Consider the following 23,327-nt stretch of genomic DNA (forward strand, 5'->3'; position numbering starts at 1 on the left):
ATGATAAGAAGGTGTATAGGATATGATAAATAATCAAATACAACAGTTATTAGCAGATGATTCACTTATTAAAAAGCTAGTTAAATATGAACCAGTACTATGGTTGAATCAACAATATGATTCTACGATTCGTGGTCCTTTATCTAGTGTACATGTTGAAGACGCTATAAGACGTTTAGAAAGATTTGCTCCATATATTGCTAAAGCTTTTCCTGAAACAAGCAAGCAGAAGGGTATCATTGAATCTCCTCTACTCACATTGTTCAATATGAAGGAAAAACATGTAAATGTCAAAGGAGACTTACTGCTAAAGGCAGATAATGAACTTCCTATATCGGGATCTATTAAAGCTAGAGGTGGGATATATGAAGTATTAAAGCATGCAGAACACCTTGCTTTATCTGAAGGGATTCTTAACCTTACTGATGATTATAGCAAATTATTTAATCAGCAGGCATTTTTTTCACAGTATAGTATAGCTGTTGGTTCTACAGGTAATCTTGGTTTAAGTATCGGTATAATGGGTGCAAAACTTGGATTTCGCGTATATGTACATATGTCGAGTGAGGCAAAGAAGTGGAAGAAGGAATTATTGAAGCAAAAAGGTGTACAGGTCATCGAGCATACTTCAGATTTTAGCGCGGCGGTAGCTGAAGGTAGAAGACAAGCAGAGAGCGATCCGACTATGTATTTTATAGATGATGAGCATTCTGAACACCTTTTTCTTGGATATGCAGTTGCTGCCATTCGTCTAAAGAAACAGCTAGAAGAAAAGCAAATTAGCATCTCTCAAGAGTATCCATTATTTGTCTACTTACCTTGTGGGGTAGGAGGGGGGCCAGGGGGCATTACCTTTGGTTTAAAACAAGTTTTTGGTGAGCATGTACATTGTTTCTTTGCTGAACCGACACACGCACCGGCCATGTTATTAGGTTTGCGAACAGGCCTGCATGAGAAGATTTCGGTACAGGATATTGGAATAGAGCTGAAGACAGAGGCGGATGGACTCGCTGTTGGACGCCCCTCTCAATTAGTTGGTCATATGCTAGAAAAAGCGATAAGTGGTGTATATACTGTTTCGGACCGTGAGTTGTATAAAATGATGCATTTTCTGAAAAACGAGGAGGGTATTTTCTTGGAGCCTTCAGCTTTAGCAGGGTTCTTAGGTCCGAAAAAAATCCTTCAATCAATGTATTCTGAACAAGTTGGTATCACTAATATGATTAAGGCAACTCATCTCGTATGGGGAACAGGTGGCAGTATGGTCCCTGATGAAATACAGCAACAATATTTACATTTGGCAAAAAAGGCGGGGGAATAAAGAGATGAATTTCACAAAAAAGCTATTTTATAATGATGCTTATACACAAACATTTACAACAAATATCTCTAAGGTAGGTAAAGATACAGAAGGCAGCTACGTCGTATTAGAAGAAACTGCGTTTTACCCGACCGGTGGTGGACAACCTGCTGATAAGGGATGGCTAAATGGTGTAGAGGTAATGAATGTTGAAGAAAAGGAGGGTGAGATTAGGCATTATTTGGCGCAGTTGTTAGACGAAGGGGAGAAAGTCGATGGTAAAATTAACTGGGACCGTCGCTTTGATCATATGCAGCAGCATGCTGGTCAGCATATTCTTTCAGCTGCCTTTGCTGAAACGTTTCAATATCAAACGATTAGCTTTCATTTAGGCAAAGAAATTGTTTCAATAGATTTAGACATTGAAGACGTAACGGATGAAGAACTCGAAAGGGTGGAAAATGTAGCGAATCAAATCATTCTTGAAAATAGAGAAATAGAGACAGTATGGGTAGAGAAAGAGGATCTTTACAAGTATCCACTTCGAAAAGAAACAACGGTCTCTCATCATATTCGTTTAGTGATTATTCCATCATTTGACTATAATGGATGTGGTGGTACACACCCTTCTTCAACTGGTGAAGTAAGTGCGATTAAAATTCTCGGAACAGAGAGACATAAAAAGAAAACGCGAATTTACTTTGTTTGTGGTGCAAGGGTATTGCAGCAATTGCATCAAAAAAATAAAGTTTTGAATGAAGCAACCAAGTTATTAAGTGCACCTGAGGAAGATGTAGCACAAACAATTAAAAAGCTTTTAGTGGATATGAAAAGCTTGCAAAAGCAATTAGAGGTAAATGGAGAACAACTTTTGCAATTTGAAGCACGTCAATTAATGACTACAGCAAAGACAAACGATAACTGCTTGGTTGTCGGTAAGGTTTTTCTTAATCGTTCAATCAGTGAATTGCAATGGATGGCCAAATGGATGACAGCAGAGAAAGAGAATAATCTTATTGTGTTTATTAATGAAACGGAAGACAAGCTTCAGTGTATTTGTGCAAGTGGAACACAAGTAGACTTTAGCATGAAGGAAATTTGTAGCAAGTTACTCTTTGAGATAAAAGGTAAGGGTGGAGGCAACCAAACTTTCGCTCAAGGTGGCGGAGAGCGCAGTGTAGAGGGAAAAGTCCTGCTAGACAAGGCGCTTTCATATGTTATATAATCTAACATAAATAAGACAAAATAAAAAAAATATTACGAAAAATATTGAAAATTGATTGTCAAAGCTAGGACGAATGGTTTACAATTCTAAGTAAGGGTCTTATGCATTACAATGAATGTTTATGTTTTTACATAAGCACCTCTTGTAATATCCATACTGGCTAGGAGGAAGAAAAATGTTTCCGCCAAATACCCTCTATATTATTGGAGAGAGTAAAACCTCTTCTAACAATGCGATCATGCAACAATACAATGGTTTTTTCATTGCCTTTGTGGTTGAGAAAGATTCTGGGAAGATTATCGATGCTGAATGCTCTTCAACCATAGGTTTAACTTCAGCCTTCATCCAATCTATTTTCGTTGGGCAAAGTTTGTTGGAGTCGGATTTCTTATTAAATGAAATCGAAACGAGATATTTTGGATCATCGCAGAAAGCCATAATGGTAGCGTATCGCAATGCACTTATTAAATATAACCAAATTAAAATGAAATAGCTGCTTTTTCTGTTTACCGCAGATAAAATCCAGCGACTAAAGGTTTATTTCACTATGCCTTGGTCGTTGGATTTTTTTGATTTCTAATGATGAAGGTATGATATTTATTTGTAAAATATTTTCAATTTTCTGAGAATCATAAGCTGGAGGGGACAAAATGAAATTATATGTGTCAGTCGATATGGAAGGAATTACAGGGCTTGCTGATTATACTCAAGTAGATTCAGCTAAAAACAACTATGAACGTGGTCGGAGAATTATGACTGATGAAGCGAACTATGTAATCACAGAGGCCTTCAATCAAGGTTGTGAAGAGGTGCTTGTGAATGATAGTCATTCGAAAATGAATAATTTAATGATTGAATATCTCCATCCAGATACAAGTTTGATTACTGGGGATGTAAAGCCCTTTTCAATGGTAGAAGGCTTAGATGAATCTTATGCTGGAGCAATTTTTGTCGGATATCATGCCCGCGCTTCCATGAAGGGCGTAATGTCGCATTCTATGTTTTTTAATGTGAGAAATATGTTTATTAACGATGTTGTTGTTGGTGAGTTGGGGTTCAATGCATATGTAGCTGGATACTATGGTGTTCCTGTCATCATGGTGGCTGGTGATGACCAAGCAGCGAAAGAAGCAGAAAGCTTAATTCCTCATATAACGACAGCGGTAGTGAAAGAAACGATTACCCGTTCAGCAGTGAAGTCACTTACGCCAGCAAAAGCAGAGATTTTATTGAAAGAAAAGACAGTGCAAGCAATAGAGAATAAAGAAAGAGTTAAGCCGCTTGTGCCTCCAGATAAGCCGCTCCTTAAAATTGAGTTTGCTAATTATGGTCAAGCAGAGTGGGCAGCATTAATGCCCGGAACTCATTTGGAAGAGGGAACAACAACGGTGCAATTTCAAGCGAAAGACATCTTAGAGGCTTATCGTGCCATGCTTGTCATGACTGAATTAGCTTCGAGAACATCATATTGCTAAGGAGGTGTGTCTATGCTTAAGTACATTGGAAAACGACTCGGGGCGATGGTCATCACCTTATGGGTAATCATCACACTTACATTCTTTCTTATGCATGCTATACCAGGTTCGCCATTTAATAATGAACGTGCAACAAGTGAAGCTGTTCAAAGGAACTTAGAAGCATTCTATCATTTAGATGAACCACTATATGTCCAGTATTTTTCTTATATCCAATCTGTCGTTACCTTTGATTTTGGACCTTCGATTAAAAAGCCGGCGCAGTCGGTTAATGATATGCTCGGTCGGGGCTTTCCTGTTTCTTTTGAATTAGGGATGGTAACCCTCATAGTGGCCGTTATATCCGGGATTACCCTCGGCGTGATCGCCGCCCTTAGACATAATGGCTTTATAGATTATTTAGCTATGACTGTAGCTGTTTTAGGTATTTCCATTCCGAATTTTGTCATGGCAACCATGCTAATTCAGCAACTTGCAGTTAACCTTCCAATTTTTCCTGTAGCAACATGGTCGAGTCCAATGCATATGGTGCTACCGACTCTAGCGCTTGCGACTGGACCGATGGCAATTATTGCTAGGCTTACAAGATCCAGCATGCTAGAAGTGTTAACTCAGGACTATATTCGCACAGCGAAAGCGAAAGGTTTGAAGCCTGTAACAATCGTTTTTAGACATGCACTGCGCAATGCGCTTTTACCGGTAGTAACCGTGCTAGGTACATTAGCTGCCAGTATTCTTACAGGTACATTTGTGATTGAGAAAATATTTGCTATCCCGGGCATGGGGAAGTATTTCGTTGAGAGTATCAATACGCGTGACTATCCAGTCATTATGGGGACTACGGTGTTTTACAGCTCGATATTAATCGTCATGTTATTCCTTGTCGACATTGTTTACGGCATATTAGACCCTAGAATTAAGCTTCATAAAAAGGAGGGGAACTGATGGAGATACAAAAGCAAACGAACGATACATATACAGATATTCCAGATGATTGGTTTTCCCCGAAAGAAAAAGATGAAAGAAAAGCGGAAGCGGTAGTTAGACCAAGTCTTTCTTATTGGCAAGATGCATGGAAAAGGCTATTGAAGAATAAATTGGCTATGTCAGGGCTCGTTTTTCTTGTTCTTTTAACCATTATGTCTTTTGTAGGACCGTTGATTTCCCCTCATAATGGATCGGAACAAATGCTGGCGAATCAAAACTTAGCGCCATCTTCAGAATTTTGGTTTGGCACAGATGAACTAGGTAGAGATGTCTTTACTCGAGTGTGGGAAGGGGCCCAAGTTTCCTTATTTGTTGGTCTTGCTGCAGCACTTATTGACTTTGCCATTGGTGTTGCTTATGGAGGCATTGCCGGTTATAAGGGTGGACGCACAGATAATGTAATGATGCGGATTGTAGAGGTATTATACGGTCTTCCTTATCTTTTAGTTGTGATTTTAATAAGTGTGGTCATGGGACCAGGATTATTCACCATTATTTTTGCCCTGTCGATCACAGGCTGGGTAGGAATGGCCAGGATTGTCCGTGGGCAAGTTCTTCAGGTGAAAAACTATGAATTTGTAATGGCATCGAAAACCTTTGGTACGAAAACGGGGAGAATCATTCGTAAAAACTTACTTCCGAATACGATGGGACCGATAATCGTTCAGATGACTTTAACAGTACCATCAGCCATTTTCGCTGAAGCCTTTCTTAGTTTCTTAGGGTTAGGGATTCAACCCCCACTAGCTAGTTGGGGATCGATGGCTAATGATGCACTCACTTCCATATTAACTGGAGATTGGTGGAGACTATTCTTCCCAGCGTTATTTATTAGTTTAACGATGTTCTCATTTAATGTGTTAGGTGACGGTTTACAAGACGCATTGGATCCTAAGTTAAGGAGGTAACAATCATGGAGAAAATACTTGAAGTGGAAGATCTGCATGTAACGTTTAAGACGTATGGCGGAGAAGTAAAAGCAGTAAGAGGTGTTACCTTCGACTTAAATAAGGGAGAAACATTAGCCATTGTTGGCGAGTCGGGTTGTGGGAAAAGTGTGACCTCACAAAGTATTATGAGGCTCATCCCCTCACCACCAGGAAAGATTGCGTCTGGTGCGATTCGATTTAAAAATAAAGACCTCGTGAATATTTCTGAAAAAGAAATGAGAACTGTACGCGGGAACGATATTTCAATGATTTTCCAAGATCCAATGACGGCATTAAACCCGACATTGACTGTAGGAAAGCAGCTCATAGAAGGCATTATACAACATGATGGTTCAACAAAAGAAAAGGCAAGAAAACGGGCACTTGATATGTTAAATCTTGTCGGTATTCCTGATGCAGATATGCGTATGAAAAACTACCCTCATGAATTTAGTGGGGGGATGAGACAAAGGCTGATGATTGCCATCGCCCTGGTGTGTGAGCCGGAAATTCTTATTGCTGATGAACCAACAACAGCTTTGGATGTAACAATCCAAGCGCAAATACTTGATTTATTTAAAGAAATACAAAAGAAGACTGATGTATCCATTATTTTGATCACACATGATTTAGGTGTGGTCGCCCAAGTAGCTGACCGCATTGCCGTTATGTACGCTGGTAAAATCGTTGAGGAAGGCACGAGGAGAGAAATTTTTTATCAGCCCCAGCATCCTTATACGAAAGGGTTGTTGCAATCTGTACCGAGACTCGATCTAATTGGCGGGGAACTGGTTCCTATTTTAGGTTCACCCCCTGATTTATTTTCACCACCAATTGGTTGTCCATTTACAGCAAGATGTGATTTTGCTATGGAAGTATGTGATAAGATCATTCCTCGTGAAAAGAAACTTTCCAATACACATAAAGTGGATTGTTGGTTGCAAGATGAAAGGGCGCAAAAATTAAAAATGATGGTCAAGTAAGCAGTCTTAATATTTATCAGCTGAAATAGCTGAAAATATAAAATTTTATAAAGATGAAGGGGGAAATATGATGAAGAAGCTATTCTCACTTGTATTATTACTAGTTTTCGCTCTTGTTCTATCTGCTTGTACAGCGAATGAGGAGGCAGGGAAGGAAACAGATGGTGAAACTGGAGGAGGAGAAGAGGCGGCAGAAAAAGTATTGTATATGAATAATGCCCAAGAACCGACCTCTTTTGACCCGCCAATCGGTTTTGATAGTGTCTCTTGGTCGGCATTGAATAACTTGATGGAAGGCTTAACAAGATTAGGAGAAGATCACCAACCAGCTCCAGCAATTGCTGAGAAATGGGATGTTTCTGAGGATGGTAAAGTTTATACATTCCATTTAAGAGACGATGCGAAATGGTCTAATGGCGATGATGTAACAGCGGGCGATTTCGTTTATGCGTGGAAAAGGCTACTAAACCCAGATACTGGTTCGGCTGCCGCGTTTTTAGGTTATTTCATTGAAGGTGGAGAAGCTTTTAATAACGGCAATGGTTCTGCAGATGATGTTCAAGTAAAGGCTGTCGATGAAAAAACATTTGAAGTAACATTAACAAGTCCACAAGCTTACTTCTTAAGCGTTATCACGAATCCGGCGTTCTTCCCGATTAATGAAAAAGTGGCTGAAGAAAACCCAGAATGGTTCGCAGAAGCTGATTCATATGTTTCAAATGGACCTTTCAAATTAACAGAATGGCAGCATGATAGCCACTTTGTAATGGAGAAAAATGAGAACTATTGGGATGCAACTAATGTGAAGTTAGATAAGGTTCACTGGGCGATGGTGGATGATGAAACAACAGAATATCAAATGTATAAAACTGGTGAACTTGATACATCAGCTGTTCCAGCGGAGTTGAGCGAAGAATTATTTGCTGATGGTTCTGCACAAATGGTCGAACAGGCGGGAGATTATTTCTACCGTTTTAATGTAACGATGGAACCATTCCAAAATGTGAATATTCGTAAGGCGTTTGTCATGGCAATCAATCAACAAGAGATTGTTGATTACGTTACAAAAAATGGTGAAGAGCCAGCATATGGATTTGTTTCCCCAGGGTTTAAAGATCCATCAGGTAAGGATTTCCGTGAAGCTAGTGGTAATCTGGTAGAAACTAATCTTGAGGAAGCGAAGGCTCTTTTAGCAAAAGGAATGGAAGAAGAAGGATATGAAACACTTCCTGAAGTCACGTTAACTTATAGCACAAGTGAGAATCACAAAAAAATGGCAGAAGCGATCCAACAAATGCTTAAAGAAAACTTAGATGTTAGTGTGAAATTGGCGAATATGGAATGGAATGTCTTTTCAGAAGAACAAACAGCTCTTAAGTTCCAATTCTCTAGAAGTTCTTTCTTAGCTGACTATGCTGATCCAATTAACTTCCTAGAAAATTTCCAAACTGGACATTCAATGAACCGTACAGGTTGGTCTAATGAAGAATATGACAAATTGATTAAAGATGCTAAGAACGAAGCAAACGAAGAAAAGCGTTTTGAAATGATGTATGAAGCCGAGAAAATCCTTTTTGAAGAAATGCCGATCATGCCGATTCACTTCTACAATCAAGTGTATTTACAGAATGAAGATATAACTGGTATTGTTCGCCATCCAGTTGGCTATATCGAATTGAAGTGGGTAGATAAAAAATAATATTATTAAGATATGAGGTTTGAATGGTGAGGTGAGCCCTTTCGAGGGTTCACTCTTCACATATAGTAAGAAATGATAGCTGAACAGCTCTTATATTTCGACAATATTTCCTGAGAAATAAATAGATTGATGTCTAGATTTGCCTAATCGCGCTTAAAAGATTGCTTGTGATGTTAGGTAGTGATGAAATAACAGAATACACATACGCATATATTGAAGTAATGACAATGAAAAGGATGTGGGGAAATGATCATCAAACCGGCTAGATTACGCATGGGGGATACAGTCGGGGTAATCGCACCTGCAAGCCCACCAAATCAAGAAAACTTAAAACGTTCATTTGCTTTTTTGGAGAAAGAATTAGGATTGAAAATAAAGCTCGGCCAGTCTCTCTTTGAACAATACGGTTATTTAGCTGGGCCGAATGAGAATAGATTAAAAGATTTACATATGATGTTTGCTGATAAGGAAGTCAAAGCCATTATCTGTGCAGGAGGTGGCTATGGAACAGCTAGAATTGCTGATGATATTGATTATAAAATGATTGCTGAAAATCCAAAGGTTTTTTGGGGCTATAGTGATATTACTTTTCTACATACAGCTATTCGACAACAGACGGGGTTAGTTACTTTTCATGGACCGATGCTAGCTTCAGATATCGGTTCAGTGCAAGAGGATCAAACGTCATCGAAGACTTTTATGAAGCAAATAATGGAACCAGAAGGTAGGGTATATCCTAAAACATTAGGGAATCTTGAGACAATTGTTTCAGGAGTAGCAGAAGGTGACATTGTCGGAGGTAATCTGTGTTTGCTCACTAGCACAATAGGAACTGCATTTGAGATTGATACGAAGGATAAAATTATCTTAATCGAAGATGTTCATGAGGAGCCGAGATCGATTGACCGCATGTTGAATCAACTATATATGGCTGGGAAGCTCCAACAAGCAGCAGGGTTCGTCATTGGGAATTTTAAGAATTGTAAGCCTGAAAGAGAACAATCATTATCACTAGATGAAGTGTTAGATTACTATTTTAAACTTATCGGAAAGCCAGCTGTGAAAGGCTTCATGATTGGTCATTGTACACCGCATTTTTCTTTACCACTTGGTGTACCTGCAAAGCTTAATGCCGAGACACAAGATTTAACGATTGAACATGGAGTCTTATAAAGGTGGATGTCAAATATGAAAATCAAAAGAATTGAGACACATCGCGTAGCTATACCACTCATAAAGCCATTTAAAACCGCGCTGCGCACAGTAAATACAGCGGATAGTGTCATTATCAAAATAATTTGTGATAACGGAATTGTTGGTTGGGGAGAAGCGCCGCCTACAGCTGTCATTACAGGTGATACGATGGGGAGTATTGAAGCGGCTATTAACGAAGTGATGGCTCCGAATCTAATGCATACGGATTTTTCCCAATATGAACAAATGCTTTCAATAGTTCAAACGGCAATAGTTGGTAATGCAAGTGCGAAGGCAGCGATCGATATGGCTATTTATGATTGCTTATCACAATTATGTAAGCTACCACTCTATCAATTTTTAGGTGGATATACGCATGAAATAGAAACCGATTATACAGTAAGTGTAAATGGCCCCGAAGAAATGGGGGAAGATGCGGTAAACTATGTGCAACAAGGGTTTGATGTATTAAAAATCAAGGTAGGGAAAGATAGTATTGCAACTGATATCGAGCGTATTAAAGAGGTACGCCGTAGAATTGGTAATAAAATTAAGTTAAGACTAGATGCTAATCAAGGATGGGGCAAGAAGGAAGCCATTTTTGCGATACGAAAATTGGAAGATTTAGATTTAGGCATTGAGTTAGTTGAGCAGCCAGTGAAAGCTTGGGATATCGACGGCCTAAAACAAGTAACGGATCATGTTGATACATTAATCATGGCCGATGAAAGTATTTTTACACCGAAGCAGGCGTTGGAAGTCGTTAAAAACCGTAGCGCAGATCTCATTAATATTAAGCTGATGAAGGCTGGTGGGATTTATCAGGCCCAGATGATCAATCAATTGGCAGAAGCAAGCGGAATAGAATGTATGGTTGGTAGCATGATCGAAACGAAAGTAGGTATTACTGCTGCCGCTCATTTTGCTGCAAGTAAAAGAAATATTACGCGATTTGACTTTGATGCTCCTTTAATGATGGCGAAAGATATCGTTGATGGTGGTATTCAATATAGAAGCAAAAAGATCACATTTCCGAACGAATCGGGGTTAGGCATAATAGATGTAGATATTAAAGGAGGGGTTTCTCTTGGTAAATAAATGGATTACGAATGTCCCTGTTGCTACGTTATGGACGTCTGCCCAATCTCCTAGAGCAATAGATGAGCAAGGCATCAAGCAAAATCCTGACCTTAATGCTTGGATTGCATCACTAGATTATGAGAAAGCTTTAGAACTATGTAATGCCAATCTCGTACAATCACAACTTTTATATGGTGAAGAAGTCGTCGTGATAGAAGAGACAAATGAATGGTTTCATGTGGTTGTACCTACTCAACCTTCTTCCAAAAATAGTGTTGGTTACCCTGGTTGGGTACCGAAATGTCAAATGACGGCTTGTGAAAGCTGGGATGTCATGCAAGGACCGATTGCTGTGGTCACTGCGAAAAAAGCCAATTTAACTAAAACAAATGAAATCCTCACTCTAAGTTACTTAACGGTCTTACCATTAATTTCAGAAAAAGGTGAGTTGGTTACTGTACAAACACCTGACGGAGAAGGTGCTTTACAGCGGAGTGACGTTGAGATTTTTTCATCTAGATCCGATTGGTCGGTGAAAGATGGTGAGAAAGTGGTTGAATCAGCTGAACAATTTCTTGATTTACCATATTTTTGGGGTGGGATGAGTAGCTACGGTTATGATTGCTCTGGATTAAGTTATACTGCGTGTAAAGCGAATGGTGTCATCATACCAAGAGATGCACATGATCAGTCTGTTGAAGGAGAAGAAGTTTCACTTGATTCCCTACAACGAGGGGATCTTTTATTCTTCGCTTATGAAGAAGGTAAAGGAGCGCTGCATCATGTCGGTATTTATTATGGGGATGGTAAATTACTGCATTCACCAAAGACGGGAAAGAATGTTGAGATAATCCCACTCGCTGGGACGGTATACGAGAAAGAACTAATGGCAGCAAGGCGTTTCTGGAAAAAAGGGGAAGATTCACATGCAAGCTGAAACGATTTTATCAGTCCAACAATTAAAGAAGCATTTTCATTTAGGGAAAGACCGCGTTTTAAAAGCTGTTGATGGGGTTTCTTTTGACATTAAAAAAGGAGAAACTTTTGGGATTGTAGGCGAGTCAGGTTGCGGTAAATCGACTGCAGGCAGAACAATCATTGGCTTATATGATCGTACGGCTGGAGATGTTTTATATGATGGTAAAAATATTCATGAAATGAATGAAAAAGAAAAATTTCAATTCCATCGCAAAATGCAAATGATTTTCCAAGATCCATATGCTTCATTAAATCCTCGCTCAACTGTACAAGAGATTATTTCTGAACCGATGGAAGTCCAAGGACTTTATCAAAATAAAAAAGAACGTCTAGAACGGGTATATCAATTACTGGAGGATGTCGGGTTAAATCGGGATCATGCAAACCGCTACCCTCATGAATTTAGCGGGGGGCAAAGACAAAGGATTGGTATTGCTAGAGCACTCTCGTTGGATCCAGAATTTATTATTGCTGATGAACCTATCTCTGCATTAGATGTATCTGTTCAAGCGCAAGTTGTGAATCTATTAAAAGATTTACAAAAGAAAAAAGGCTTAACCTACCTTTTTATCGCCCATGATTTGTCCATGGTTAAGCATATTAGTGACCGAATAGGCGTTATGTATTTAGGACATTTAGTAGAGTTAACTTCAAGTGAAAACCTTTATCAGAAACCCTTACACCCATATACACAAGCACTACTATCAGCAATCCCCATACCTGATCCTGATGTAGAAGATAGACGGGAACGAATTATTTTAAAAGGAGAGTTGCCAAGTCCAGTCAATCCACCAAGTGGCTGTGTGTTTCGGACGAGGTGTCCACATGCTATGGAAGTGTGCGCGACACAAGCTCCTGTTTGGCAAGAGGTTGATGATAAACATTTTGTTGCTTGCCACTTATATAATGAAGACCTGCAAGACGGTAAGAATGGTAAGCAAGCAGCTGCATCGAGGGAATCATGAGTAAATTGGAGGTAATGAAACAAGCTGTTAATGAGTTGTTGCAGCAACATTGTCTAGATGCAGCTGTACATATAGAAACCGACGAAGGTATTTTATCAGTCAATTCCCATCAAGTGTTTTCGTCAGCAAGCCTAATAAAAGTGCCCATTTTATTAACAGCATTACGTGAAGTGGAAAAAGGTCGTTTACACTTAGAAGAAGAAGTAAAGGGTGGTCTTTCTGTTGGAGGGGCAGGGGTTTTATCAGCTCTATCTCCCAATCCTTCCTTTACATGGAAAGATATCCTTACATTAATGATGATTGTCTCTGATAATAGTGCAACAAATTGGATCATTGATCGCTTGGAGATGGAGACAATCAATCGTTTGATTAAAAGCTTAAATTTAGAACAAACATGTTTAAACAGAAAAATGATGGACTTTCAAGCGATTGAAAGAGGAGTGAATAATCTAACAAGTGCTTACGATATGGTGCAATTGCTAAGAGTAATGAAAGACAAAGGGCGATGGATAAAAGATAGCTACATGCTCATGGAGAGTATAATGGCGAAACAACAATTCACATTATTAACGGCAGAATTAGAGGAAGAGAGCCATCCAAATATTAGTTACGGAAGTAAAAGTGGCTCGCTACAAGGTGTTCAACATGATTGTGCTTACTTCTGTCATGAAAATAAGTATGTTCTTGCCGCTGTTTTAACAGCTAATTTACCTAATCAAATGATTGGTAAACAACTTATTAGTGAAATAGGAATGGCGATTAAGAGGTATATAATATAGTTGTTATAGCAAATTAGGCTCTGAATAACCATTGTGTTCAGAGCTTTTTTTTGTTTAAGTCGGCGATATCAGTATTGCTGTACGATTTGAGGATGGGAGCAGGGAATTACTGCATTCTTCGCATATAGAAACGTGAAGAAATGTGAGTCGATGACAAGGATACGGTAAAACCGTCTTTGCTGAGAAATAGCCAATTCGGATTTGCAAAAGCGGTTGAATTAGCTCCGAAATGAAAGTGAGGAATCAGGTCAAGCATGAAGAGAAAATCGAAAGTCTACCTCTAAAGTATAAGAATCCCCTGAGTCAAAGTGCACACTTCCCCATGCCCCATAAGACCGGAGCCTTTCCCGCAATCAATCCATCTTTTGTAAAACATAATGGTACTAAAGATGCCAACAAGTAACTTTGATGGCACAAAATATATTCTCCTTTTTAGATTGAAATTGTCTAACTTTTCTTTCTATCTAGAGGAATTCGCTGTTGTTTTAGGGTTTTTTATACTATATAATGATAAATGGACTTAGATTGATAATCATTTTCAGTTGTCATGATGAGAATAAACAGATAATGAGGTTTACATATGAGAATATGGATGTTAATCTGTGCAGCTATAGTCCTGTCATTTATATCACTATTTATCGGTGCGATTGATATTAAACCAATGGATTTGCTAGATTGGGAGTCTGATGAAACACAAATTTTCCTGATTAGTCGTGTACCTAGATTAATAGCGATTATTTTAGCTGGTGCAGGAATGAGTATTGCTGGTTTGATTATGCAAAGTTTGAGCAGGAATAAATTTGTTTCTCCGACAACCGCGGGAACGTTAGATGCTGCTAAGCTAGGTATTATGATTTCCATGCTATTTTTTACAAACGTAACGTATACCCAGCAAGTTCTTTTTAGTTTTGCCTTTGCGCTTGTCGGTACGATGGTATTTATGCAAATACTTGATCGTATCAAATTTAAAGATGTTATATTTGTTCCTCTTATTGGAATAATGTACGGGAATATTTTGTCTTCTATTACCACTTTCTTTGCGTATGAAGCTGATATCCTGCAAAATATATCTTCATGGTTAATGGGGAGTTTTACTTTAGTAATCTCGGGCCGATATGAACTTTTATATGTAAGTATCCCAGTTTTCATTTTGGCTTATTTATATGCTAATAAATTTACCGTTGCAGGTATGGGAGAAGAATTTGCGAAAAATTTAGGATTGAGCTATAAGTGGGTTTTAAATATTGGTCTCATCCTTGTTGCTATCATTGCTACGACTGTTGTACTAACTGTCGGTGTCATTCCGTTCTTAGGCTTAATTGTACCTAATATCGTGTCTCTGTATATGGGAGATAATCTCCGAAAAACGATTCCACATACGGCTCTTTTAGGCGTTGTGTTCTTATTAATTTGTGATATTATTGGGCGCATTGTGATCCACCCTTATGAGATACCGGTGAACGTAACAGTTGCGGTAATCGGTAGTGTCATCTTCTTAATTATGTTATTTAGGGGGAGAGCATATGCGAAAAAATAGTACCAAATTAATCGTTTTGGCGGTCATATCTGTCGTTTGTATAGTACTGTATGGTTTTTACGATATAAAAGGTGGGTTTGATTATGCTTTCCCAAGGCGTATGATTCGTGTGGCAGCTATGGTTGTTACCGGAGTTGCGATTGCTTATTCTACAGTTGTATTCCAAACAATCACTAACAATAGAATCTTAACACCTTCTGTGATGGGGATCGATTCTATGTATGAAGTAGTTCAGACGATGATTTACTTCTTCGCGGGTTCGATGTCGATATGGGTATTAAACAAATATTTAAATTTTGGTGCAGCTATATGTGCCATGGTCATTTTTGCATTGTTGTTATACCGCTTCTTATTCAGAGCAGACAAACACCCGATTTACTTACTTTTATTAATTGGGATGATTATTGGTACGCTGCTTGGTAGCTTGGTGACATTCTTACAAGTAATGATCGATCCCGTTGAATATTTAAGTTTACAAAGCAAGTTATTTGCAAGTTTTACAAATGTAAAAGCTGATTTACTAATGATTGCTTTTGGCATATTGTTACTTGCTTTTATATACGGATATTTCATCATGGATAAATTGGATGTTATGTCGCTTGGGCGTGAAAATGCGATTAACCTGGGGATTAACTATGATCGTATGGTTATGAATGTACTAATTCTATCATCAGTCTTGATTGCCACTTCTACTGCGTTAGTTGGGCCAATTACATTCTTTGGGCTGATTGTTGCTAACCTGTCCTATCAATTTCTCTCGTCATATAAGCACTCTACGCTCATTCTTGGTGCTAGTTTAATTAGTATCATAGCTTTAGTCGGTGGACAATTCCTAGTTGAGCATGTATTTGAATTAAAAACAACATTAAGTGTTATCATTAACTTTATTGGTGGTATTTACTTCATCTATCTATTATTAAAAGAAAGTAGGTCAGCCGGATGATTGAAATAAAAGGATTAACGAAGCGTTTTAATAAAAAGCCTGTTGTTGAAGACGTTACAGTCGCAATTGAGCCAGGGACCATTACTTCTTTTATCGGACCAAATGGTGCAGGGAAATCTACACTTCTATCGATGGTTAGTAGATTGTTAGAAGCAGATACAGGAGAGGTATTGCTTGATCAAAATGATGTGACGAAATGGAAGTCCAATGAATTTGCGAAACGCGTATCGATTTTAAAACAAGCCAATCACATTAATGTCAGGTTAACAGTGAGAGATCTTGTAGAGTTTGGAAGGTATCCATACTCTAAGGGTAGATTAAATGACGCTGATAAGAAATTTGTTGATCAGGCAATTGAATATATGAACCTTTCAGATATGGAAGATAAGTTTTTAGACGAGTTATCAGGGGGACAAAAGCAGCGAGCTTTTATTGCTATGGTTATTGCACAAGATACTGATTATGTCTTGCTTGATGAGCCGTTAAATAACTTGGATATGAAGCACTCCGTCCAAATTATGAAGATTCTCCGTAAATTAGTTGACGATCTTGGAAAAACCGTCGTCATTGTATTGCATGATATTAATTTTGCTTCTGTTTATTCCGATCGGATTGTCGCATTAAAAGACGGCAAAGTTGTAAAGAATGGACCGACTGAAGAAATTATTAATTCGGTCGCATTGCGAGAAATTTATGATATGGATATTCCTATTCAAGAGCAAGATGGTTGCCGTATATGTGTATATTTTAATTCGCAAATTTCTTAAAGAGATTCCTTATAGGAAGGGTTACTATCACCCCTTTTTATAAGGAATTAACATAACTTTAAATGCATATTTATTCATTTTTATGCTTCTTTTATTAAAACATCTTAATTTATGCTTCTTTTTTAGCAAACGTTAAAAATCTAAATTTGGCAAGTGTTTCGATAGGTGAAATAAACAGTCAGTAAAATAATTAATTTCCAATTATAGAATATTTTTCTAAAAAAATTCAAAATAATTATGCAAATGGTATTGACGATTTGTCTAAATCAATCTATAATGATTATTGTTATCAGTGATAATGATTATCATTGCTAATAAGAGATTATACAATAGGGAGAGGTCATACATATGAAGAAATGGAAGTTAGCTAGTCTTTTTCTAGCGCTTGTTTTAATGCTTGCTGCATGTGGTTCCAATGACGATACTGCTGAAGATGCAGGCAACTCAGAAGATAAACAAACAGAAAATAATGCAGCGGAAGGTTCTGCTTATCCAATGACTGTGTCTCCGACTGTTGCTTCGACTGAAAGTCGTGATGCCGGAACAACAGTTAACTTTGAAGATGTAGAATTTGAAAGCATGCCTGAAAAAATTGTTGTTTTTGACTACGGTTTCTTAGATACACTAGATGCACTTGGAGTTGAAGGGGTAGTTGGTTTACCTCAAGAGTCTACTTTGCCATCTCACTTAGAGGCATATGCATCTGATGAGTATACAAATGTTGGTTCTTTAAAAGGTCCTCTTTTAGAAGATATTGCTGAACTTGATCCAGACGTTATCTTTATTTCTGGTCGTCAATCAGCATTTTATGAAGAATTAAAAGAAATTGCACCAGTTGTATTTGTAGGTACTAGCGAAGATGCTTATTGGGATACATTCCAAAATTCTGTTGACGTAGCTGCAAAAATGTTTGATAAAGAAAAAGAAGCAGAAGAATATCTTGCAAAATACGATACAGCACTTGAAGAAATTAACGAGTTAGCTGGCAACTATGAAACTTCATTAGTGACTATGTATAATGAAGGAAAACTTTCTGGATTTGCTGAAAACTCTCGTTTTGGTTATATCTATGATGTTTACGGCTTCAAACCAGTTACACAAGATATCGAATCTTCATCTCACGGTTCAAACTTCGGTTTTGAAGCGATTCTAGAATTTGATCCAGAAGTATTATTTGTTATCGACCGTACAGCGGCTGTAGATGGCAATTCTAATATCGAAAAAGATCTTGAAAACGATATTATTAAGAAAACACAAGCGTACCAAAATGATCGTGTGATCTACCTTGATGGTGCTCTTTGGTACTTAAGTGGTGGCGGCTTACAATCTGAGCTTGCTAAAATCGAAGAAGTATTAGCTGAATTAAAATAATCTGCTGTTAGAGTAAGCGATTATCCTATAGAAAAAGAAGCATTCTTAAAAAGATGCTTCTTTTTTGTTTTAAGTATATCCTTTTTGATGGGATTTACTGTTACAACGATAGCGGAAATACCAAGGATAGCAGAGCAAAAAGGTTTTGTTCGTACATTAAGAGTAGAAAGCCTCTAAAAGGTCTTGTATTAAAAAATCCCTATTTTCACAGTTTGTTAAACAGTCACAACTAAAGAAAGATAGGGTGGGCAACAATTGTTGCACCACCCAAAGCTTAATTAACGAGAAATATAGTTGGTATGAACATATCAATGTAGAATGATTTCAATTTAATAGACAAATCTATGTATAGCTTAAGTGTTCATTTTATTTAACAATGGCCTCTCCCAAGCTGGTTGAGTGAAGGAAAGAAAGTCTTTGAGCCATTTCCTCGGGAGTTGTTTGAAAGTCTTCTTTTATCCAAAAGATAAATAGTCCTAAAAGGGCGTAGGTTTCATAGAAATTAATCGCTTCTATATCAAACCATACTTCTTCTTTTAATTGTAACTCACTGCGACTAATGCTAGTAATGGTTTCACAAAAATGGTTTTGTGAACCTGGTATCACTTCGCCAATCAACATTAGGGAGAAGACGAATTGATTTTTTTGTACGTATTCGAAGATGGGGACATTACGTGTTGGGTCAGATAATAAGAAGCTTTTTTTTCCTTTAAAGCTATCACGGAAATATTGAGCGAGTTGTTCTAGGTAGTCTTGAAATATATCTTCTAATAAATGAGAGCTATCTTTATAATGCGAGTAAAATGTCACACGATTACAATTGGCCACTTTAGATATTTCTGTTATTGAGATCTCTTTAAAGTCTTTTTCGGATAACAGCTTTAACATGGCACTTTTTAAATTCGTACGTGTTCGCACGACTCGACGGTCTTCTTTTACCACCATGACTACCACCTTTCATACTGTGTCTTAATAAAGAGTATAACATGAAAAATAGAGCGTTAAGCAAATATTATTTTCATACTCGAAACATTTATTTTGACAACTGATTAGAATTCTGTTAATTTACATATGTAGTATAAAAATGGTGACAATTATCCTGGTTTCATGAATAACTTTTGATAGATTAGAGGAGGAATTATACATGGCAAGATTAGAAGGAAAAGTAGCAATTATTACTGGTGCGGCTCAAGGGATGGGTGCGGCTCATGCGCGTCTATTTATTGAAGAAGGGGCAAAAGTAGTAATTACTGATTTAAACACAGAAAAAGGTGAGGCTGTTGCAAAGGAATTAGGTGAAAATGCTTTATTCGTTAAACAAAACGTAACAACCGAAAAAGACTGGGCAACAGTTGTAGCTAAAGCTGAGGAAGTATTCGGTCCTGTTAATGTGTTAGTAAATAATGCGGGTATTACAATGTCTAAATCATTACTTGAAACAACGGAAGAAGAATATCGTCGTATTGTAGATATTAACCAAGTATCTGTTTTCTTAGGGATGAAAGCGGTTATTCCTTCCATGCAAAAAGCAGAAGGTGGCTCGATCGTTAACATTTCATCTATGAATGGTATTGTTGCCGGGGCAGTCGGTTATACAGATACGAAATTCGCTGTTCGTGGGATTACAAAAGCCGCAGCAATGGAATGCTCTCACTATGGCATTCGTGTAAACTCTGTACATCCTGGAGTAATTGAAACACCAATGATTATTCAAGAGGATACGAAAGCACAAGTAGAAGAATTCTCTAAACATATTCCACTTAAACGCATGGCAAAACCTGAAGAGGTTTCTAACCTAGTATTATATTTAGCATCAGATGAATCAAGCTATTCAACAGGTTCTGAATTCATCGTTGATGGTGGATTAACTGCAATGTAATCAATATAGAAAAAAAGCGGGGTCTCATATTGACCTCGCTTTTTATTTTACGAACGCAAAGAGCGTCTATATTTATACTGATTGTACTGAAAGTGAATAAAACAGCCAATACAAAAGCCACAAAGAGCAATGGTTGCTGCTAATCCGACAATAATGGCGAAAGAGTAAGATAGTATTGTCCACCCAATGATAGAGCTAATGAATGCAATACTTAAACATACTACAGCAATTAACTGATTAAATTGTTGTTGCGCTTTATCTTCAGGTATATAAGAGGATAAAGGTTTTTTGAGAAACTTTTTAGCTATCACCATCACTGGATTATTCCCTGTTAGTAAGCCAATCAATCCAGCAAGTAAGGGAATAAGTAAAATGAAGAATTGCCCAGTTATCAGTGTCGCAATTACACTTAGGACGATAACCCATTGATTCGTTTTAACGAGAGGACGCGGAATAGAAGCGATTTGTTGGTTGTTCATTTTAAAAACCAACCTTTCCAATGTGTTTGGTTCATTATATCATGAAATTTAGTTGATTATACCTATTTTCGCTTCGTTAACACGACTACTCTTCTTTATCATTCTCGACAATAAACTTTAATTTAGTGAGTTTGTTATTCCAGAATTGTTCATAATAATGCAGCCACTGGCTTACTTCTGTTAAAGGTTCTGGATTAATATGATAGATGTTTTCTCTGCCTTTCCTGTGGCTCTTCACTAAGTTGGCATCAGAGAGAATATGCAGATGTTTGACTACCGCCGTGCGACTGATTGGAAAATAAGCACTGATTGCAGCGATAGATAGTTCTTCTTTTGAAAGTAGCTGGAGAACATGTCTTCTAGTAGGGTCAGCAATTGCCTGAAAAACGTCGTGCTTAATTGCTGTCATGATTGCTCTATTGCCATCATTAAACGTTTTTGCACGATGGCTTCCCATCCATTATTCATACGTTCACGAATAATTTCGCTTTTTTCATTTGGTTTAGTAAGAATTGTATTCGCTTCTTTCCAACCACTATGAATGAGTGTGAATTTTGTTCTATTGTCTACTTCTTCTAATAAAAAGGTGACAACCCATCCGTCAGTATCCCAAGAGAAAGATAATTTATTTGGCTCATCGATTTCTAGTACTTGGCAAGGAGAAGGGCCAAACGGAGACTGTATTTCAAATGTGAATCCCTCTGTTGCTTGAAAGTTATTAGGCATAAACCATTCTGCGATTCCCTCACTAGTTGCAACATGTTGCCATACTTTATTTATTGGTGCATTTAAAATGATAGATTGTTGAATATCCTTTATTGTATTCATTTCATATCCCCCTTAGTTATATGACACCTTATGGTTCTATAATTTTGATAATATAACACCAAAAGGTTTTGTGTCAATTGATAATCAAATTGAATGGTAAGTCTTAGATTATTTGTCATTTTAAAGCGAAGGTGAGGAAAGTAAGATAAGAGAGGAGGTGATGGTTATGATGATCTTTAGAGAGGCAAAAAGAGAGGATTTAGAAAGGATTGTTCAATTATTAGCAGATGATGTGTTAGGAACAAGTCGAGAAGATGTGTCCAGCCCCCTACATCAGGATTATGAAGAAGCGTTTGAAGCTATTAGTGGAGATAGCCATAATGAATTAATTGTAGCAGAATGGGATGAGAATGTTGTAGGTGTTTGTCAACTGACTTATATCCCTTATTTAACTCATCGTGGTGCTTGGAGAGCAATCATTGAAGGTGTGCGGATAGCAAGTGAATGTAGGGGAGAAGGTTTTGGTGAAGCCCTAATAAAAGAAGCGATAGTGAGAGCGAAAGCAAAAGGGGTGCGACTTGTACAGTTAACAACAGATAAGCAACGATCTCAGGCGAAACATTTTTATGAGAAAATAGGGTTTAAAGCAACGCATGAGGGGATGAAGTTGAAATTGTAAATATACACTTGGGATGAAGTTGAAAAGGTTTGAGATTCCTCCTAAAAGATCTTTCAGAAGGAACCTATAAGCCTATTAAAACAATCGTGAGTCATAGGGATCTATACTTTTTCTATGACATTTGTAGCAATATGTGCAGCGAACATTTTCGCGGGTGAAGGAAGGGACTCTTTTTCGAGCCAAGTTTCAGGCTTCCAAATTCCCGCTCGGTTAAATGAGTTAGCGCAATGGAGGAAACATTCTTCAACTTCAACAGCGATCCCTAAGAGAGGTGCCTTTCCTTTATCGGCCATTTTAGCTAGGATGTCTTCATCTTGAATAATCGAAGCTTTTCCGTTAATTCTTAATGTTTCATTTAGACCAGGAATGATAAATAATAGACCAACTTGTGGGTTGCTTAAGATGTTGTGCATACTGTCTAATCTCCTGTTACCTGGTCTATCAGGTATAACTAGATGCTTCTCATCTAACACTTGTACGAACCCAGGATAATCTCCACGTGGTGAGTTATCACATTGCCCGTCTTTATTCGTTGTTGCTAAAAAAAGAAACGGTGAACGAGCAAGAAAGTCTTTGCAATGTTCATCGATTATAGATATGACCTTATTAGCAGCTCCTTTACTTGGGGGAGTGAATAGAGCTTCTAATTCTTCTTCTGATTGAATGACATTGTTGAACATTTGTTGCCTCCTTTAAACAGTCGTTGATTGTCTTATGTTTATTATAAGGGGGAACAGCTAAATAAAAAAGAAGCGATTGTGAATAGACTGATCTATTTCGCTCGCTTCTTTTTTATTTCTATTGTACTTAGCCTAGATAGGCATTAAGCATCCAAATATGTTTATCTAAAGAATTAATTAAGCCAACTGCATAATCTTCAACTGCTGGTTCCTCTTCTTCATCTGCCAGCTTTGTAATCTCTTTTAATTCAGCACGTAACTGTTGATAATCACTGATTAAGTTCTCAACCATTTTTTCTGCTGATTTTTCATCAAGGTTTTCTTTTAGTGTAGCTACCTCAAGATATTCTTTCATTGACGCAACTGGTTTGCCACCGATTGTAAGAATGCGTTCAGCCATTCCATCGACTACCTCAGCTGCCTCATTATATAACTCTTCAAATTTTTCATGTAGTGTAAAAAAGTGTGGACCTGTTACATACCAGTGATAGCGATGCAACTTCGTATAAAGTAGGCTCCAGTTAGCAACTTGTGTATTTAGGGCAGCGTTTAATTTCGTATCTAATGTAATCATTATTTAGTCATCTCCTCAAGAATGTTTTGTCTTAACTATATTATAACTGATTTAAA

Annotated in this window: 25 protein-coding genes; 19 read left to right on the forward strand and 6 right to left on the reverse strand. The window is 37.7% G+C overall.

Annotated elements, in window-relative coordinates:
- Positions 1–22: 22 nt before the first annotated feature.
- The 17 genes from MKX78_RS02100 to MKX78_RS02180 all read left to right on the forward strand — a co-directional run bounded on the left by MKX78_RS02100 (position 23) and on the right by MKX78_RS02180 (position 18,212).
- Complete coding sequence (locus MKX78_RS02100; RefSeq protein ID WP_341049569.1) at positions 23–1,321, forward strand: D-serine ammonia-lyase; 1,299 nt, start codon at positions 23–25, stop codon at positions 1,319–1,321.
- A 4-nt stretch (positions 1,322–1,325) separates the two neighbouring features.
- The gene (locus MKX78_RS02105) at positions 1,326–2,525 is read left to right on the forward strand and encodes an alanyl-tRNA editing protein (RefSeq protein ID WP_341049571.1); all 1,200 of its coding nucleotides are present in this window, start codon (positions 1,326–1,328) and stop codon (positions 2,523–2,525) included.
- 175 nt (positions 2,526–2,700) lie between these two features.
- Positions 2,701–3,018, forward strand: coding sequence for a DUF3870 domain-containing protein (locus MKX78_RS02110; RefSeq protein WP_095370876.1), 318 nt, complete (start codon positions 2,701–2,703; stop codon positions 3,016–3,018).
- 157 nt (positions 3,019–3,175) lie between these two features.
- Positions 3,176–4,000, forward strand: coding sequence for a M55 family metallopeptidase (locus MKX78_RS02115; RefSeq protein WP_095370875.1), 825 nt, complete (start codon positions 3,176–3,178; stop codon positions 3,998–4,000).
- A 12-nt stretch (positions 4,001–4,012) separates the two neighbouring features.
- Positions 4,013–4,945, forward strand: coding sequence for an ABC transporter permease (locus tag MKX78_RS02120; protein ID WP_341049576.1), 933 nt, complete (start codon positions 4,013–4,015; stop codon positions 4,943–4,945).
- The gene (locus MKX78_RS02125) at positions 4,945–5,895 is read left to right on the forward strand and encodes an ABC transporter permease (RefSeq protein WP_095370873.1); all 951 of its coding nucleotides are present in this window, start codon (positions 4,945–4,947) and stop codon (positions 5,893–5,895) included. The genes MKX78_RS02120 and MKX78_RS02125 overlap by 1 nt, the downstream gene beginning before the upstream one ends.
- Positions 5,896–5,900: 5 nt before the next feature.
- Entirely contained in the window at positions 5,901–6,899 is a 999-nt protein-coding gene (locus MKX78_RS02130) for an ABC transporter ATP-binding protein (protein ID WP_341049578.1), read from the forward strand.
- A 70-nt stretch (positions 6,900–6,969) separates the two neighbouring features.
- Entirely contained in the window at positions 6,970–8,598 is a 1,629-nt protein-coding gene (locus MKX78_RS02135) for a peptide ABC transporter substrate-binding protein (RefSeq protein ID WP_341049580.1), read from the forward strand.
- A gap of 246 nt (positions 8,599–8,844) precedes the next feature.
- Positions 8,845–9,771 carry a S66 peptidase family protein gene (locus MKX78_RS02140; protein WP_341049583.1) on the forward strand — a complete coding sequence of 309 codons (927 nt, stop codon included), beginning with the start codon at positions 8,845–8,847 and terminating at the stop codon, positions 9,769–9,771.
- 15 nt (positions 9,772–9,786) lie between these two features.
- The gene (locus tag MKX78_RS02145) at positions 9,787–10,890 is read left to right on the forward strand and encodes a dipeptide epimerase (RefSeq protein WP_095370869.1); all 1,104 of its coding nucleotides are present in this window, start codon (positions 9,787–9,789) and stop codon (positions 10,888–10,890) included.
- Positions 10,880–11,809: a C40 family peptidase gene (locus MKX78_RS02150; protein WP_340977505.1), complete on the forward strand. Its 930-nt coding sequence runs from the start codon at positions 10,880–10,882 to the stop codon at positions 11,807–11,809. The genes MKX78_RS02145 and MKX78_RS02150 overlap by 11 nt, the downstream gene beginning before the upstream one ends.
- Positions 11,799–12,815: an ABC transporter ATP-binding protein gene (locus MKX78_RS02155; RefSeq protein WP_251162953.1), complete on the forward strand. Its 1,017-nt coding sequence runs from the start codon at positions 11,799–11,801 to the stop codon at positions 12,813–12,815. Before MKX78_RS02150 ends, MKX78_RS02155 begins: the two co-directional genes overlap by 11 nt.
- Positions 12,812–13,594, forward strand: a complete 783-nt coding sequence (locus MKX78_RS02160; protein WP_095370866.1) for a serine hydrolase — start codon at positions 12,812–12,814, stop codon at positions 13,592–13,594. Before MKX78_RS02155 ends, MKX78_RS02160 begins: the two co-directional genes overlap by 4 nt.
- 580 nt (positions 13,595–14,174) lie before the next feature.
- A complete protein-coding gene (locus tag MKX78_RS02165) occupies positions 14,175–15,131 on the forward strand; it encodes an ABC transporter permease (protein ID WP_095370865.1) in 957 nt (318 codons plus the stop codon).
- A complete protein-coding gene (locus MKX78_RS02170; protein ID WP_095370864.1) occupies positions 15,118–16,074 on the forward strand; it encodes an iron chelate uptake ABC transporter family permease subunit in 957 nt (318 codons plus the stop codon). Before MKX78_RS02165 ends, MKX78_RS02170 begins: the two co-directional genes overlap by 14 nt.
- Positions 16,071–16,841: an iron ABC transporter ATP-binding protein gene (locus tag MKX78_RS02175; protein WP_095370863.1), complete on the forward strand. Its 771-nt coding sequence runs from the start codon at positions 16,071–16,073 to the stop codon at positions 16,839–16,841. Before MKX78_RS02170 ends, MKX78_RS02175 begins: the two co-directional genes overlap by 4 nt.
- Positions 16,842–17,189: 348 nt before the next feature.
- On the forward strand, positions 17,190–18,212 hold the full coding sequence (locus tag MKX78_RS02180) for a siderophore ABC transporter substrate-binding protein (RefSeq protein WP_095370862.1): 1,023 nt from the start codon (positions 17,190–17,192) through the stop codon (positions 18,210–18,212).
- Between the two features lie 366 nt (positions 18,213–18,578).
- Here the strand turns inward: MKX78_RS02180 and MKX78_RS02185 are convergent, their stop codons facing one another.
- Positions 18,579–19,157 (reverse strand): TetR/AcrR family transcriptional regulator, encoded by a 579-nt coding sequence (locus MKX78_RS02185; RefSeq protein ID WP_095370861.1) that lies wholly within the window; start codon positions 19,155–19,157, stop codon positions 18,579–18,581.
- A 199-nt stretch (positions 19,158–19,356) separates the two neighbouring features.
- On the opposite strand from MKX78_RS02185, the gene MKX78_RS02190 reads away from it, so the two are divergent.
- Positions 19,357–20,091 (forward strand): glucose 1-dehydrogenase, encoded by a 735-nt coding sequence (locus MKX78_RS02190; RefSeq protein ID WP_095370860.1) that lies wholly within the window; start codon positions 19,357–19,359, stop codon positions 20,089–20,091.
- Positions 20,092–20,138: 47 nt separating this feature from the next.
- On the opposite strand, the gene MKX78_RS02195 is transcribed toward MKX78_RS02190, so the two are convergent.
- The 3 genes from MKX78_RS02195 to MKX78_RS02205 form a co-directional block, all read right to left on the reverse strand.
- Positions 20,139–20,570 carry a DUF4395 domain-containing protein gene (locus tag MKX78_RS02195; protein ID WP_095370859.1) on the reverse strand — a complete coding sequence of 144 codons (432 nt, stop codon included), beginning with the start codon at positions 20,568–20,570 and terminating at the stop codon, positions 20,139–20,141.
- Between the two features lie 85 nt (positions 20,571–20,655).
- Complete coding sequence (locus MKX78_RS02200) at positions 20,656–20,979, reverse strand: ArsR/SmtB family transcription factor (RefSeq protein ID WP_095370858.1); 324 nt, start codon at positions 20,977–20,979, stop codon at positions 20,656–20,658.
- Entirely contained in the window at positions 20,976–21,398 is a 423-nt protein-coding gene (locus MKX78_RS02205) for an SRPBCC family protein (RefSeq protein WP_095370857.1), read from the reverse strand. The genes MKX78_RS02200 and MKX78_RS02205 overlap by 4 nt, the downstream gene beginning before the upstream one ends.
- Before the next feature lie 166 nt (positions 21,399–21,564).
- On the opposite strand from MKX78_RS02205, the gene MKX78_RS02210 reads away from it, so the two are divergent.
- The gene (locus MKX78_RS02210) at positions 21,565–22,017 is read left to right on the forward strand and encodes a GNAT family N-acetyltransferase (RefSeq protein WP_095370856.1); all 453 of its coding nucleotides are present in this window, start codon (positions 21,565–21,567) and stop codon (positions 22,015–22,017) included.
- Between the two features lie 101 nt (positions 22,018–22,118).
- On the opposite strand, the gene MKX78_RS02215 is transcribed toward MKX78_RS02210, so the two are convergent.
- Positions 22,119–22,697, reverse strand: a complete 579-nt coding sequence (locus MKX78_RS02215) for a pyridoxamine 5'-phosphate oxidase family protein (protein WP_095370855.1) — start codon at positions 22,695–22,697, stop codon at positions 22,119–22,121.
- Between the two features lie 127 nt (positions 22,698–22,824).
- Complete coding sequence (locus tag MKX78_RS02220; RefSeq protein ID WP_341049586.1) at positions 22,825–23,271, reverse strand: Dps family protein; 447 nt, start codon at positions 23,269–23,271, stop codon at positions 22,825–22,827.
- Positions 23,272–23,327: the final 56 nt, after the last annotated feature.

Source organism: Cytobacillus sp. FSL R5-0569 (assembly GCF_038007265.1).
Classification (GTDB): domain Bacteria; phylum Bacillota; class Bacilli; order Bacillales; family Cytobacillaceae; genus Cytobacillus; species Cytobacillus kochii.

What these genes read in the sequence shown, in the direction of transcription:
- MKX78_RS02100 (WP_341049569.1), top strand. Translation starts at nt 23, where the DNA reads ATGATAAATAATCAAATACAACAGTTATTAGCAGATGATTCACTTATT.
- MKX78_RS02105 (WP_341049571.1), top strand. Translation starts at nt 1,326, where the DNA reads ATGAATTTCACAAAAAAGCTATTTTATAATGATGCTTATACACAAACA.
- MKX78_RS02110 (WP_095370876.1), top strand. Translation starts at nt 2,701, where the DNA reads ATGTTTCCGCCAAATACCCTCTATATTATTGGAGAGAGTAAAACCTCT.
- MKX78_RS02115 (WP_095370875.1), top strand. Translation starts at nt 3,176, where the DNA reads ATGAAATTATATGTGTCAGTCGATATGGAAGGAATTACAGGGCTTGCT.
- MKX78_RS02120 (WP_341049576.1), top strand. Translation starts at nt 4,013, where the DNA reads ATGCTTAAGTACATTGGAAAACGACTCGGGGCGATGGTCATCACCTTA.
- MKX78_RS02125 (WP_095370873.1), top strand. Translation starts at nt 4,945, where the DNA reads ATGGAGATACAAAAGCAAACGAACGATACATATACAGATATTCCAGAT.
- MKX78_RS02130 (WP_341049578.1), top strand. Translation starts at nt 5,901, where the DNA reads ATGGAGAAAATACTTGAAGTGGAAGATCTGCATGTAACGTTTAAGACG.
- MKX78_RS02135 (WP_341049580.1), top strand. Translation starts at nt 6,970, where the DNA reads ATGAAGAAGCTATTCTCACTTGTATTATTACTAGTTTTCGCTCTTGTT.
- MKX78_RS02140 (WP_341049583.1), top strand. Translation starts at nt 8,845, where the DNA reads ATGATCATCAAACCGGCTAGATTACGCATGGGGGATACAGTCGGGGTA.
- MKX78_RS02145 (WP_095370869.1), top strand. Translation starts at nt 9,787, where the DNA reads ATGAAAATCAAAAGAATTGAGACACATCGCGTAGCTATACCACTCATA.
- MKX78_RS02155 (WP_251162953.1), top strand. Translation starts at nt 11,799, where the DNA reads ATGCAAGCTGAAACGATTTTATCAGTCCAACAATTAAAGAAGCATTTT.
- MKX78_RS02160 (WP_095370866.1), top strand. Translation starts at nt 12,812, where the DNA reads ATGAGTAAATTGGAGGTAATGAAACAAGCTGTTAATGAGTTGTTGCAG.
- MKX78_RS02165 (WP_095370865.1), top strand. Translation starts at nt 14,175, where the DNA reads ATGAGAATATGGATGTTAATCTGTGCAGCTATAGTCCTGTCATTTATA.
- MKX78_RS02170 (WP_095370864.1), top strand. Translation starts at nt 15,118, where the DNA reads ATGCGAAAAAATAGTACCAAATTAATCGTTTTGGCGGTCATATCTGTC.
- MKX78_RS02175 (WP_095370863.1), top strand. Translation starts at nt 16,071, where the DNA reads ATGATTGAAATAAAAGGATTAACGAAGCGTTTTAATAAAAAGCCTGTT.
- MKX78_RS02180 (WP_095370862.1), top strand. Translation starts at nt 17,190, where the DNA reads ATGAAGAAATGGAAGTTAGCTAGTCTTTTTCTAGCGCTTGTTTTAATG.
- MKX78_RS02185 (WP_095370861.1), bottom strand. Translation starts at nt 19,157, where the DNA reads ATGGTGGTAAAAGAAGACCGTCGAGTCGTGCGAACACGTACGAATTTA.
- MKX78_RS02190 (WP_095370860.1), top strand. Translation starts at nt 19,357, where the DNA reads ATGGCAAGATTAGAAGGAAAAGTAGCAATTATTACTGGTGCGGCTCAA.
- MKX78_RS02195 (WP_095370859.1), bottom strand. Translation starts at nt 20,570, where the DNA reads ATGAACAACCAACAAATCGCTTCTATTCCGCGTCCTCTCGTTAAAACG.
- MKX78_RS02200 (WP_095370858.1), bottom strand. Translation starts at nt 20,979, where the DNA reads ATGACAGCAATTAAGCACGACGTTTTTCAGGCAATTGCTGACCCTACT.
- MKX78_RS02205 (WP_095370857.1), bottom strand. Translation starts at nt 21,398, where the DNA reads ATGAATACAATAAAGGATATTCAACAATCTATCATTTTAAATGCACCA.
- MKX78_RS02210 (WP_095370856.1), top strand. Translation starts at nt 21,565, where the DNA reads ATGATGATCTTTAGAGAGGCAAAAAGAGAGGATTTAGAAAGGATTGTT.
- MKX78_RS02215 (WP_095370855.1), bottom strand. Translation starts at nt 22,697, where the DNA reads ATGTTCAACAATGTCATTCAATCAGAAGAAGAATTAGAAGCTCTATTC.
- MKX78_RS02220 (WP_341049586.1), bottom strand. Translation starts at nt 23,271, where the DNA reads ATGATTACATTAGATACGAAATTAAACGCTGCCCTAAATACACAAGTT.